This window comes from Kribbella shirazensis, assembly GCF_011761605.1.
Lineage (GTDB): Bacteria > Actinomycetota > Actinomycetes > Propionibacteriales > Kribbellaceae > Kribbella > Kribbella shirazensis.
Genome location: NZ_JAASRO010000001.1, coordinates 2,286,699 through 2,298,949, shown reverse-complemented (window position 1 = coordinate 2,298,949; position 12,251 = coordinate 2,286,699). Strand labels below are relative to the sequence as shown.

Here is a 12,251-nt window from a genome sequence, read left to right as displayed (position 1 = left end):
GATCAGCCGCCGGAGGCCTGCTTGAAGGCGTCCTGGGGTGAGGCCTTGCCGGTCAGCGCCAGCTGGATCGCCTGGTAGATCACCTTCGCGGCGTCCGGCCACTTGTCACCCAGCTTGCCGGTCCGGGACCGGGCGTTCACGACCTGCTCGCTGAAGGCCTTCATCGACGGCACGTCCTTGACGTACTGGTCGAGCAGAGCGGTCTTGGTCGGCACGGTGAACCGCGCCTTCGCCCAGGCCAGCTCGTTCTCGTCCGAGTTCAGGCACTTCACGAAGTCGGCGGCCTTCTGCTGCTTGGCCTGATCCTTGTTCAGCGGCACCGTCCAGGCCTCGCCGCCGAGCGGCGCGACCGGCGTCTGTCCGGGCTTGTTGACCGGGAACTGGACGACCTCCCACTTGACGTTCGGCGTCTTCTGCAGCGCCGGGATCTGCCACGGACCGTTCACCATCATCGCGGCTTTGCCGGCCACGAACTGGTCCTTCACGTCACCCTGCGTCCAGTTGATGACGCTCTTCGACGCGGACCCCGACTTCACCAGATCCGTCCACAGCTGCAGAGCTTCCGCCACCTGCGGGCTGGTCAGATCGGTCTCGTCACCACCGTTGGTCCACATCGCCGGCAGGAACTGCCAGGAGCCTTCGTAGGTCGCGTTGGCGTTGAAGGCCATGCCGTAGCGGCCGGGCTTGGTCAGCTTCTTCGCAGCGGCCTTCAGCTCGTCCCAGGTCTTCGGCGGCTGGACGCCGGCCTCCTGCAACATCTGCGTGTTGTAGAACAGGGCGATCGTGTTCGTCACCGGCGCCAGTCCGTAGAGCTTGCCGTCGTGCGACGTCGCGTCGACCATGCCCTTGATGACGCCGTCGGCGTTCAGGCCCATGTCGTTCAAGGGCGCGAGTGCGCCGGTCGCGGCGATCTGCTGGACGTCGGGGTTGTCGAGCATCAGCACGTCGGGCAGCGTCTTCGACGACGCCTGCTGCAGCACCTTCTGGATCAAGGTGTCACCAGGCACCGTCTCCCGCTGGATGGTGATGCCGAGCTGCGACGCGCAGGAGTCAAGCCCCTTCTGCACCAGGGATTTGTCCGGGTCGTTGTTGTAATAGTCCAGGACGGTGAGGCTCTTGACGCTGTCGCCGGAGGTGGACGACTGGCCGCCGCCGTTGTCACCGCAGGCGGCCAGCAGGAGCGACACCGTCGTCGCACCCGCCAGCGCGGCGGCGATCCGCTTGCTGATCATGACATCGGACTCCTTCAAAGCGTTTAACCGATGGACGAGGGGAAGGTGGTCGAGCTTGTGGATTTGGCGGTAAACCGCTTAACTGAGGCGTTGAAGGACTATGTTCCCTACGTCACATCGCTGTCAAGAGCTCAGAGGGGGCGAATCGATGGTCACGATGCGGGACGTCGCTCAGCGCGCCGGGGTGTCGATCGCCACCGTCTCGTTCCTGCTGAACGACACGAAGCCGGTGACCGCCGCGACCAGGGCCCGGATCGAGCAGGCGATGCTGGAGCTCGGGTACCGGCGGAACGTGGTCGCCCGCGCGCTGGCCAGCAAGCGGACGCGCATCATCGCGATGGCGTACCCGGCGCTCGAGCACCGGTTCGGGATGTCGACCGCAGAGTTCTTCACCAGTGCGGCCGAGGCGGCGCGCAAGGACGACTACCACCTCGTGCTGTGGCCGGTCGGCAACGACGGCGTCGAGCTGCGTGAGCTGCTGGGGCAGGGCCTGGTCGACGGCGTCGTACTGATGGAGGTTCAGCTGGACGACCCGCGGATCGCCGTACTGCGGCAGGCCGCGACGCCGTTCGCGATGATCGGACGGACGACGGAGCTGGACGGCTTGTCGCACGTGGACATCGACTTCGACACCACGGTCGAGGACGCGGTACGGCATCTGTACGAGCTCGGGCATCGTGAGCTGGCGTTGATCTCCGGCGATCTGGACGATCCGCGGTTCCACGCGTACGGCCCGTGGGTCCGGGTCGAGGAGGCGTACCGGCGCGTCGCCGCGTCGTACGGCCTGCCCGTCGTCGTGCTCCCCTGCTCCGACACGACCCAGGCCGGCAAGGCCGCCACCGAGCGGCTGCTCGACCGGCATCCCGAGACGACCGCCGTCCTGGTGCTCAACGAGTACGCCGCTCTCGGCGTGGTCTCCGGCCTGAAACGCGCCGGCCACGACGTCCCCGGCAACACCTCCGTCCTCGCACTCCTGAGCGTCCCCGAGACCGCCGCCATGACGGACCCCGAACTCACGATGATGCGTACCCCCGGCCCCGAACTGGGCCAGCTCGGCACCGAGGCCCTGATCCGCCAGCTCGAGGGAGCCGATCCGCTGCCGCCCCAGCTCGTCCCGGCGAAGCTGTCGCCGGGCGCTACGGTCGCAACGCCCAGAGCGCCGCGACCAAAGGCCGGTGCAGGTCGGCGCGGCGCGCGCAAAGCCCGATCGTGAGCGGTTCCAGATCGGCCGGCAGCTCGACCAGCTGATCGCGTACGGCGGACGACTCGAGCACGAGCCGCGGTACGACGCCGACGCCGCAGCCCAACGCCACCAGGGCAAGCAGCGCCTCGTGTCCGTCGGGTTCCGCGGCGATCGATGGTTTCACCCCCGTTTTCCGGAACCAGCGGAACGCCGCCTCGCGGACGAGACCGCGGGCGGGTACGACGTACGGACCGGCGTCGGAGGTGGCGTCGGAGGAGGCGTCGGGGGCGCTGTCGCGGGCTCTGACCAGGACGAGGTCGGTGACGGCGACGGTGCGGGTGACCATCGACTGCGGCAGGCGTTTCGGGATGCCGGCGACGGCGGCGTCGACCTCGCCCTCGTCGAGGCGAGCCAGAGCTGCGGCCGCGTCGCCGGTGCGGATGTCGAGCCTGATCTGCGGATGTTCCTCGCGCAACGGCGCCAGCAGGTCGGGAAGCAACGTCTGGCAGGCGGTGACCGTCGCGAAGATCCGCAGTTCACCGCTCAGCCCCGGCGACTCGGTCGACCCTGCCTGATAGTCGGCCCACAGCTCGAGCGCCCGCTCGGCGTACGCCGTGAAGCGCTGCCCCTCCGCGGTGAGTACGACGCCCCGCGGCCCACGATCCAGCAACCGCACACCGACCCGCGCCTCCAGCCGCTGGATCGTCCGCGTCAACGTCGCCGCACTGACATGACACTCCAGACTCGTCCGCCCGTAGTTGAGCGTCCGCGCCAAATGCAGAAACAACTCCAGCTCCCGGTGCTCCACCTTCACCTCCGCCGGGCGTAGGCCTCGATCTCGATCTTCATCCGCGGGTCGGACAGCCCGCACACCAGCATCGTCGCAGCCGGCCGGATCTCGCCGAACGCGCGCCGCAACGTCGGCCAGCACGGCTCGAAATCGTCCCGTTCCGGCAGCAGGTACCGGACCCGCACGACGTCCTCCAGGGTGCATCCCGCTGCCTTCAAGGCGTCCGCGATGTTCACGATGCACTGCTCGGCCTGCGCCACCACGTCGTCCGCGATCGTCATCGCCGCGTAGTCGAACCCCGTCGTCCCCGAGACATGCACCCAGTCGCCGTCCACCACCGCCCGGGCATACCCGATCTGCTCTTCGAAGGTCGAACCGCTCAGAATCGCCCGTCGCTCACTCATGCCCCGAACGCTAGGCACCAGCCACCCGATACGTCGAATACCTCTCGCTGCATCATCTGATATCTCTAATCATATGGATCGCCCCGAACTGGTCCTCGCCCAGCTGTACGCGTTCGCGGTTCTGGCAGAGGAGCTGCACTTCGGCCGGGCCGCCGCGCGGCTCGGGATCGCCCAACCCCCGTTGAGCCAGCAGATCCAGCGGCTGGAGAAGTCGGTCGGACACAGCCTCTTCCAGCGGGGGCCAGGCCGGGTGACGCTGACTGCCGCAGGTCGCGAGCTGCTGCCGCGTGCGGAACGCGCCCTGGCCGAGCTCGGCGACGGTCTCGCGGCCGCTCGGGCGGCCGGTTCCGGCCATGCCGGTCGCCTGCGGATCGGGTTCGCCGCGTCCCTCGCGCTGACCGTGCTGCCCAATCTGCTGCTCGCGTTCCGGCGGCGGTATCCCGACGTACAGCTCGACATCCGGGAGATGACCAGTGCCCCGCAGCTCCAGGCGCTGCGTGACAACGTGATCGACATCGGGCTGATCCGCGAGCCACCGACCGAGGACCCCGACCTACGGTTCCGGACCCTGCTGACCGAGCCGCTCGTCGCCGTCCTGCCGTCCGCTCACCAACTGGCCGCGCGGCGCAGCGTCGACCCCGCTCAGCTGGCGAGCGAACCGTTCGTCCTGCTCCCCCGCCCGGCCGGACCGCAGCTCTACGACCGGATCGTCGAGGTCTGCACCGCAGCGGGCTTCACACCCCGTATCGCGCAGCACGCCGTCGAATGGCAGACCGTCTGCGCCCTCGTCGCCGCCGGGCTCGGCGTCTCGATCGCGCCGGCGAGCGTACGGCGAATCCGTCTGAGCAGCACCGCCTTCCGCACCCTCGAACCACGCACCGCCCGGACGAAGATCGCGGTCGCCTGGCGCGCCGATGACCACGATCCGGTGGTCACGAACCTGCTCGAAGTCGTGTCCCCGGCCGCGCGGTCGAGCCGGCGAGGCGGATCGTCGGTTTCGGGACCTGGTACGTCGTGACGTCGCCACCGTCCATGACCGCGAGGATCGCCTCGCCGACGATCGTGCCGAGACCGTGGACGTCGACCGTGACAACGCTCAGCGGCGGATGGGCGAGGCGGGCGACTGCTGTGTCGTCCCATGCGATCACGGACAGCTGGTCCGGGATGGCGACGCCCAGTTCCTTCGCCACGGCCAGGCCGCCGATCGCCATCAGGTCGTTGTCGTAGACAACGGCCGTCGGGAGCCGGCCGCCGGTCAGCAACTGGTACGTCGCCTCGCGGCCGGAGTCCTCCGAGTAGTCGCCCTCGATCACCCGGGCCTGGACGTCCTGCTCCGCGCAGGTCTCCATGAACGCGTCGTCGCGCGCCTGGCAGTGCAGCATGTCGCGTGGGCCGCTCACCCGCGCGATGTCTCGATGCCCGAGATCGGCGAGTGCCCGCACCGCCGCCCGGGCACCCTCCGCGTTGTCGACGAGCACGTTGGTGATCGGCGCCTGCAGCTCCGGCCCGCCGAGCAGCACCGCCGGGACACCCAGCCGTTCGAGTTCGGCGAGCCGCGGGTCGGTCGTCCGGAGATCGACCATGACGATGCCGTCGACGTGGTCGTTGGCCACCCAGCGCCGCCAGATCTCGATCTCGCCGGGGATGTCCGCCGCGAACTCGATCAGCAGACTCACCCGCCGCCCGTCGAAGACCTCCTCGATCCCCTGGACGACATCGGCCATGAACGGCTCCATCCCGAGCAACCGGCCGGGACGCGCCAGCACCAGCCCGGCGATCCGCTCGCGCGACGTCACGTGCATACACTGCCCTCCAAGGCCACCGAAGCCACTATATTCACAGACCTAACAAACTCGACAGATTGCGGATGTTCCGATGCAGCAGGTCAGCGACGCGTCGCGATCACCGGGTTACGATCCGGCGCCGACGAACAGCCGTGCCCTCATTGTGGACAGCATCCGCTCCGCGGGCACGGTCAGCCGGGTGGAACTCACCCAGATCACCGGACTCACGGCGCCGTCCGTCACCACCGTGGTCCGCCGGCTGATCGACGACGGCCTGGTCGCGGAGGCCGGCCGCGGCTCGTCCACCGGCGGTAAGCCTCGCACGATGCTCCGGATCAGGGCCACGGCCCGGTACGTCGTCGGCGTCCATCTCAGCAACGACAGCCTGACGTACGTGCTGGTCGACTACGCCGGCGGCGTCGTGGCCCGCTGGCGGCGCGCCGGGCCGGGCGACGACAGCGATCCCGAGCAGGTCGTGGAGCGGATCGCGACCGAGACCACGGAGCTGATCGAACGCTCCGGGATCGACTCCTCGCTCGTCCTCGGACTCGGCTTCGTCTGCCCCGGGCCGCTGATCCGCAACCTCGGCGTCACCTCGGCACCGCCGTCGATGGAGCGCTGGGTCGACTTCCCGGTGCACCGCCGGCTGGAGGAACGGCTCGGCCTGCCGTCGCTGCTCGAGAACGACGCGACCGCGGCCGCCGCCGGCACCCGGCTGACCACCAGCCACGACGTCTCGGTGATGGCCGCGCTGTTCATGAGCGAGGGCATCGGGTCCGGCCTGCGGCTGAACGGCAACGTCTATCAGGGCGCGCACGGCAACGCCGGCGAGGTCGGGCACATCTGCGTCCAGATCGGCGGTCCGGAGTGCTGGTGCGGGAGCACCGGATGCCTCGAGGCGATCGCCGGGCCCGCCACGGTGGTCGCGAAGGCGCGCGCCGCGGGGCTCGACCTCGGTTCGCAGCGCCGTACCGGGGTCGCGGCCTTCGCCGCCATCGCCCGGCTGGCGCTGACCGGGGACTCCCGGGCCGAGGCGATCCTGCGGGACTCCGCCTCCTGGCTCGCGCTCGGCGCGCAGGCGATCACGAACCTGTACGACGTGCAGCTGCTGGTGCTGACCGGGCCCGCGTTCGCGGTCGCCGGGACGATCTACCTGCCGATCATCCAGGAACGGATCCTGAGTTCCGCGTTCGGGCGGGCCGTGAACACCGAGGTGGTGCTCGACGAGCGCGGGCACGACGCCGCCGCGATCGGCGCCGCCCTGATGATGCTCCGCTCCGAACGCGCGATCTCCGCGTAGCCCGCCCCGCCTTCCCCACGCCCTGCCACGCCCTGCACGCCCTGCCACGCCCTGCCACGAGCACTCCCGCGCGCGTTCCCCGCGCCCCTCCCACGCGCCCTCCACCGCGCATTCCCACGCTCCGCTGTCGAATCATTACCGGTCTGACCTCTTGCGCCTTGTTTATTAGGCGAACTAAGTTACGGCCAGCTTCCCTGGCGGTGCCGGGTGACGCGTTCGACGACCGCGTTGGAAAGGAATCGATCAATGCTCCGGAACCCGACGAAACGCCCCCGCGTGCGGCGCCTGGTGAGCGCCGCAGCCGCCGCGACGGCCACCGCGCTCCTGCTGGCCGCCTGTGACGCCGCCGCCGGCAGCAACCAGGCGGCCACCAAGGACGCCTCCGTCACGGTCGCGGCCGGCGACATCACCGCCGAGAACTTCAACCCGTTCAGTACCACCGCGCTGCAGCCGACGCTGGGTGTCATCTACGAGCCGCTGTACTGGTACAACTTCGCCAAGCAGGCCGACCCGACGCCAGTACTCGCCACCGGCTACTCGTGGAACGCCGCCGGGACCGAGCTCACCATCAAGACCCGTCGCGACGTGAAGTGGAACGACGGTCAGCCGTTCACCGCGAAGGACGTCGCGTTCACCTTCAACCTCGTCGCGAAGACGCCCGCGCTGAACCCGTCCGGCCTCGCTGCCACGGCGAAGGCCACCTCGGACGACACCGCAGTACTGACCTTCAAGTCGAAGTCATTGATGCAGGAGCCGGCCGTGCTCGCCAACCAGGCGATCGTGCCCGAGCACATCTGGAAGGACATCAAGGACCCGACGACCGACCTCAACAAGAACCCGGTCGGTACCGGCCCGTTCAAGGTCAAGTCCTTCACGCCGCAGAGCTTCGTGCTGACGAAGAACGACCAGTACTGGGAGTCCGGCAAGCCCGCCGTCACGGAGGTGCGCTACCTCCCGGTGACGTCGGCAGACGCCGCCAGCGCCGCACTGGTCGCCGGCAAGGTCGACTGGGCGAGCGCCTACCTGCCCGGGATCGACAACATCATCAAGTCCGGCAAGAACCTCACGTACGTCAACACGCCCGTGATGACGACGGTGATCGTGACGTGTTCCAACGCGCAGCTCGGCTGCACCGGGCCGCAGACCGATCCGGCCGTCCGCAAGGCGATCTACCTGGCGATGAACCGCGACCAGCTGGCCAAGCTCGCCGGCGGTGGTGTCGCCGGTGTCGGATCGCCGACCATGCTCCTCCCCGGTCGCGACGACAAATGGATCGCCGACTCCGGACAGGCGAAGCTGCCGCAGAGCGCCGACGCCGACGAGGCGAACAAGCTCCTCGACGCGGCCGGCTGGACCAAGGGCGGGGACGGCGTACGGACCAAGGCCGGCAAGCGGCTGTCGCTGACCGTCCAGACCGTCACCGGCTGGAGCGACTACATCCTCATCAACGACACCCTGAAGCAGCAGTTGGCCGCGGTCGGCATCGAGCTGAAGCCGAGCCAGGTCTCGTGGAACGAGTGGAACGCCGCCCAGACGAACGGGAAGTTCCAGCTCTCGCTCGACTCCGTCGGCCTCGGCGCTTCGACGAACCCGTACTTCACCTACGACAGCAAGCTCGCCACGACGAACACCGCCCCGGTCGGCAAGAGCGCCTCGGCCGGCAACCAGTCCCGCTTCTCGAACCCGGGCGTCGACGCGGCACTCAAGGTCGCGGCCGGTACGACGGACGAGGCCGCTCAGAAGGCGGAGTACGCCAAGATCCAGGCCGTGATCGCGGACCAGCTGCCCTACATCCCGGTCTACGTGAACTCGATGCTGACCGAGTTCAACACCTCGCGCGCGACCGGGTGGCCGACCAAGGACAACATGTACGTCCTGCCCGCGGCGTGGAAGGCGTGGGACGCCGGGATCGTCCTCAAGACGATCCAGCCCGCCGGCTGAGCGCGGGACCGCCGTGCGCTACCTCCTCCGCAAGCTCGCCTTCTACGTCGTCGCCCTCTGGGCGGCGCTGACCCTGAACTTCCTGATTCCCCGGCTCATGCCGGGGAACCCGGTCGACCTGATGCTGTCGAAGCTGGCGACCAAGGGCCCCGTCACGCCGACGACCCGGGACGCCATCCAGGCCCTGCTCGGGACCGACACGAACGCGTCCCTCTGGGACCAGTACTGGACGTACCTGCGCCAGCTGGTCACCGGCGACCTCGGTACGTCGATCGCGTACTTCCCGGCCCCGGTCTCGCAGGTCATCGGGCAGACGCTGCCCTGGACCGTCGGCCTGATCGGTCTCGCGACGGTGATCTCGTTCGCGATCGGGATCCTCCTGGGACGCGCCGCCGGCTGGCGGCGCGGTTCCTGGGTCGACAATCTCATCCCGCTCACCACGATGCTGCAGTCGGTGCCGTACTTCTGGCTCGCACTGCTGCTGCTCTTCCTCCTGGGCAGCACCTGGCCGGTCTTCCCGCTGAGCGGCGGGTACGACGTGTACTCCGTGACGCCGGGCTGGAGCCTGCCGTTCATGCAGTCGGTGCTGTACCACGGCGCGCTCCCGGCGCTGACGATCGTCGTCTCGTCGATCGGCGGCTGGATGCTCGGGATGCGCAACATGATGGTCTCGACGCTGTCCGAGGACTTCGTCGTGACCGCCGAGGCGAAAGGGCTGACCCCGCGCCGGATCCGGTCCCGGTACGTCGCCCGCAACGCGATCCTGCCGTCGGTGTCGGGATTCGCGATCTCGCTCGGTTTCGTGGTCGCCGGCTCGATCGTGACCGAGGCGGTGTTCTCGTACCCCGGCATCGGCTCCGCGCTGTTGCTTGCCGTGAACAACAACGACTACGCGCTGATGCAGGGCGTCTTCCTGATCATCACGCTCGCCGTCCTCGGCGCGAACCTGCTCGTCGACCTCCTGTACGGCGTCATCGATCCCCGCACGCGTGCGCGGTCCTAGGAAGGTGTGAATGGCCATCACCACAGAAGGGGCGGCGCAGGCTGCCACGACCGCGGCGCCGGCCCGGCGCCGCCTGCCTCCGATGACCCTCAAACTCGCCGTCGGGCTCGCGATCGCGGGCCTGATCATCGCGTTCGGAGTCATCGGCCCGTTGCTCGTCGGCGACCCGTCCACCGTGCGGGACCTCGGCCTGACGGGGCCGGGCAACGGGTTCGTCCTCGGCACCACGCAGAGCGGTCAGGACGTCTTCGCCCAGCTCGCGCACGCCACCCGCGGCTCGCTGATCATTGGCGTCGTGGTCGGCGCGATCACGCTGCTGCTGTCGGCGTTCTTCGGGGTCGTCGGCGCGTTCATCGGCGGCTGGGCCGACGAGGCGTTCTCGCTGCTCACCAACATCATGCTGGTGATCCCCGGTCTGCCGCTGGTGATCGTGATCTCCAGCTACGTACCGAACAAGTCGATCTGGCTGGTGGCCGCCGTCCTCGCGATCACCAGCTGGGCCGGATCGGCGCGCGTCCTGCGCGGCTTCACACTCAGCGTCCGCAGCCGCGACTACGTGCTCGCGGCAAGGATCGGCGGCGAGAAACGCTGGCGGATCCTGATGGTCGAGATCCTGCCGAACCTGATCCCGCTGCTCGCGTCGCAGGTCGTGTTCGCGGTGATCTTCGCGATCCTCGGCGAGGCCGGCCTGTCGTTCCTCGGGCTCGGCGCGTCCGGATCGTTCACCTGGGGCACGATGCTGTTCTACGCCCAGAACGGGCTGGCGCTCCGGCTCGGCGCCTGGTGGTGGTTCGCGCCGCCCGGCCTGGCGATCGCGCTGTTCGGCGCGGCGCTGTCGCTGATCAACTTCTCGATCGACGAGATCATCAACCCGAAGCTGCGCTCGCAGACCCGCGCCGAACGCACCAAGTGGAGCGTGAAGGCATGAGTGTGCTGAGCATCGAGAACCTGAGCATCGACTACCGCGCCGAGACCACCGTGCATGCCGTCCGCGACGTCTCGCTCACCCTGGAGCGCGGTGAGATCCTCGGCCTCGCGGGGGAAAGCGGTTGCGGAAAGTCGACACTGGCGTACGGGATCACCCGGCTGCTGAAACCGCCGGCGGTGATCACCGGCGGGCGGGTCGTGTTCTCCTCCCGCGAGGGGTACGACGTCGACCTGTCGACGCTGGCCGGCGACGACCTGCGCGCGTTCCGCTGGGACAAGATCGCGATGGTCTTCCAGGGCGCGATGAACTCCCTCAATCCGGTACTGCGGATCGCCGAGCAGCTCGAGGACGTGTTCGTCACCCACCGGCCCGAACTGGGTAAGGCGGAACGCCGCGAACGCTGCGCCGAACTGCTCGAACGCGTCGGCGTCGACCGGGACCGCCTCCGCGCGTACCCGCACGAACTGTCCGGCGGCATGCGGCAACGGGTGATGATCGCGATGGCGCTCGCGCTCGAACCGCAGGTGCTGATCATGGACGAGCCGACCACCGCGCTCGACGTGGTCGTCCAGCGCGAGATCCTCCGCGAGATCACCCGGCTGCGGTCGGAGCTCGGGTTCGCGGTCGTCTTCATCACCCACGACCTGCCGCTGCTGCTCGAGATCAGCGACCGGATCGCGGTGATGCGGGCCGGCCTGATCGTCGAACTGGACGACGCGCTGACGCTCTACACCCAGCCGAAACACCCGTACACCAAGCGGTTGCTGTCGTCGTTCCCCAGCCTGACCGGCGAACGCGGCGGCTTCGTCCGGACCGGCGAGATCGCCCCGGAAGAGACCTTGGACGAGACCGATCAGACCGTGGAGGCCGGATGAGTGTGCTGGAGCTGCGCGACGTGGTCAAGGAGTACCGGCTGCGCAACGGGCTGCGGACGACGAAGCTGCGCGCCGTCGACCACGTGAGCTTCGAGCTGACGCCGGGCCGGACGATCGCTCTGGTCGGGCAGTCCGGGTCGGGCAAGTCGACGATCGCCAAGTTGCTGTTGCAGCTCGAGCGGCCGACGTCCGGGTCGATCCTGGTCGACGGCGAGCCGATGCAGTACCGCGGTGCGCGCGCGGCGACGTACCGGAAGGCGGTCCAGATGGTGTTCCAGGACCCGTTCGCGTCGTTGAACCCGTACCACACGATCGGGCACCATCTGGCGCGCCCGGTGCAGCTGCACCATCCCGGGTTCACCCGCGAGCAGGTCGGAAAACGTGTGCTCTCGCTGTTGCGCCGGGTGCGGCTGGACGAGGACTTCGCGCAGCGCAAGCCGCACGAGCTGTCCGGCGGTCAGCGGCAGCGGGTGGCGATCGCGCGGGCGCTCGCGCCGGAGCCGGCGATCCTGGTCGCGGACGAGCCGGTGTCGATGCTCGACGTGTCGATCCGGCTCGGCGTACTCAACCTGCTGGCGACGCTGCAGCGTGAGGAGAACCTCGGGGTCCTCTACATCACGCACGACCTCGCAACCGCGCGGCATTTCAGCGACGAGATCATGGTGCTGTACCGCGGTGCGGTGGTCGAGCACGGCCCGGCCGACGACGTGATCCTGAACCCGCAGCACGAGTACACCCAGCTCCTGGCCCAAGCCGCGCCCGCCCCCGAACGCCGGCTGGCAGAGCTCCGGCCGTAGAACACAAGTACGCC

The 12,251-nt window shown here is 68.9% G+C and carries 12 protein-coding genes; 8 read left to right on the top strand and 4 right to left on the bottom strand.

All coding sequences use genetic code 11. The features are described 5' to 3' along the window. Nucleotides 1–2 precede the first annotated feature (2 nt). Complete coding sequence (locus BJY22_RS11335; protein ID WP_167205973.1) at nt 3–1,232, bottom strand: sugar ABC transporter substrate-binding protein; 1,230 nt, start codon at nt 1,230–1,232, stop codon at nt 3–5. 148 nt (nt 1,233–1,380) lie between these two features. Here BJY22_RS11335 and BJY22_RS11330 point away from each other — a divergent pair, with 148 nt between their 5' ends. Continuing rightward, entirely contained in the window at nt 1,381–2,445 is a 1,065-nt protein-coding gene (locus BJY22_RS11330) for a LacI family DNA-binding transcriptional regulator (RefSeq protein WP_167205971.1), read from the top strand. Here the strand turns inward: BJY22_RS11330 and ilvY are convergent. Together ilvY and BJY22_RS11320 are read right to left on the bottom strand one after the other, a co-directional pair. Continuing rightward, a complete protein-coding gene (gene ilvY / locus BJY22_RS11325) occupies nt 2,369–3,223 on the bottom strand; it encodes an HTH-type transcriptional activator IlvY (RefSeq protein ID WP_337758524.1) in 855 nt (284 codons plus the stop codon). The two genes, BJY22_RS11330 and ilvY, sit on opposite strands and share 77 nt — an antisense overlap. 2 nt (nt 3,224–3,225) lie before the next feature. Continuing rightward, a complete protein-coding gene (locus tag BJY22_RS11320) occupies nt 3,226–3,609 on the bottom strand; it encodes a RidA family protein (RefSeq protein WP_167205967.1) in 384 nt (127 codons plus the stop codon). 73 nt (nt 3,610–3,682) lie between these two features. Between BJY22_RS11320 and BJY22_RS11315 the strand changes: the two genes are divergently transcribed. Continuing rightward, nucleotides 3,683–4,627 carry a LysR family transcriptional regulator gene (locus BJY22_RS11315; RefSeq protein WP_167205965.1) on the top strand — a complete coding sequence of 315 codons (945 nt, stop codon included), beginning with the start codon at nt 3,683–3,685 and terminating at the stop codon, nt 4,625–4,627. On the opposite strand, the gene BJY22_RS11310 is transcribed toward BJY22_RS11315, so the two are convergent. Further along, nucleotides 4,542–5,411 carry a LacI family DNA-binding transcriptional regulator gene (locus tag BJY22_RS11310; protein ID WP_167205963.1) on the bottom strand — a complete coding sequence of 290 codons (870 nt, stop codon included), beginning with the start codon at nt 5,409–5,411 and terminating at the stop codon, nt 4,542–4,544. The two genes, BJY22_RS11315 and BJY22_RS11310, sit on opposite strands and share 86 nt — an antisense overlap. Before the next feature lie 73 nt (nt 5,412–5,484). Here BJY22_RS11310 and BJY22_RS11305 point away from each other — a divergent pair, with 73 nt between their 5' ends. From BJY22_RS11305 to BJY22_RS11280, 6 genes are all read left to right on the top strand, one after another. Then, nucleotides 5,485–6,693: an ROK family transcriptional regulator gene (locus BJY22_RS11305; protein ID WP_167205961.1), complete on the top strand. Its 1,209-nt coding sequence runs from the start codon at nt 5,485–5,487 to the stop codon at nt 6,691–6,693. A 246-nt stretch (nt 6,694–6,939) separates the two neighbouring features. Then, nucleotides 6,940–8,634 carry an ABC transporter substrate-binding protein gene (locus BJY22_RS11300; protein WP_167205959.1) on the top strand — a complete coding sequence of 565 codons (1,695 nt, stop codon included), beginning with the start codon at nt 6,940–6,942 and terminating at the stop codon, nt 8,632–8,634. 13 nt (nt 8,635–8,647) lie between these two features. Beyond that, a complete protein-coding gene (locus tag BJY22_RS11295) occupies nt 8,648–9,637 on the top strand; it encodes an ABC transporter permease subunit (protein WP_167205957.1) in 990 nt (329 codons plus the stop codon). A 10-nt stretch (nt 9,638–9,647) separates the two neighbouring features. Further along, the gene (locus BJY22_RS11290; protein WP_167205955.1) at nt 9,648–10,565 is read left to right on the top strand and encodes an ABC transporter permease; all 918 of its coding nucleotides are present in this window, start codon (nt 9,648–9,650) and stop codon (nt 10,563–10,565) included. Further along, a complete protein-coding gene (locus tag BJY22_RS11285; RefSeq protein ID WP_167205953.1) occupies nt 10,562–11,440 on the top strand; it encodes an ABC transporter ATP-binding protein in 879 nt (292 codons plus the stop codon). The genes BJY22_RS11290 and BJY22_RS11285 overlap by 4 nt, the downstream gene beginning before the upstream one ends. Further along, nucleotides 11,437–12,237: an ABC transporter ATP-binding protein gene (locus BJY22_RS11280; protein WP_167205951.1), complete on the top strand. Its 801-nt coding sequence runs from the start codon at nt 11,437–11,439 to the stop codon at nt 12,235–12,237. Before BJY22_RS11285 ends, BJY22_RS11280 begins: the two co-directional genes overlap by 4 nt. Nucleotides 12,238–12,251 lie beyond the last annotated feature (14 nt).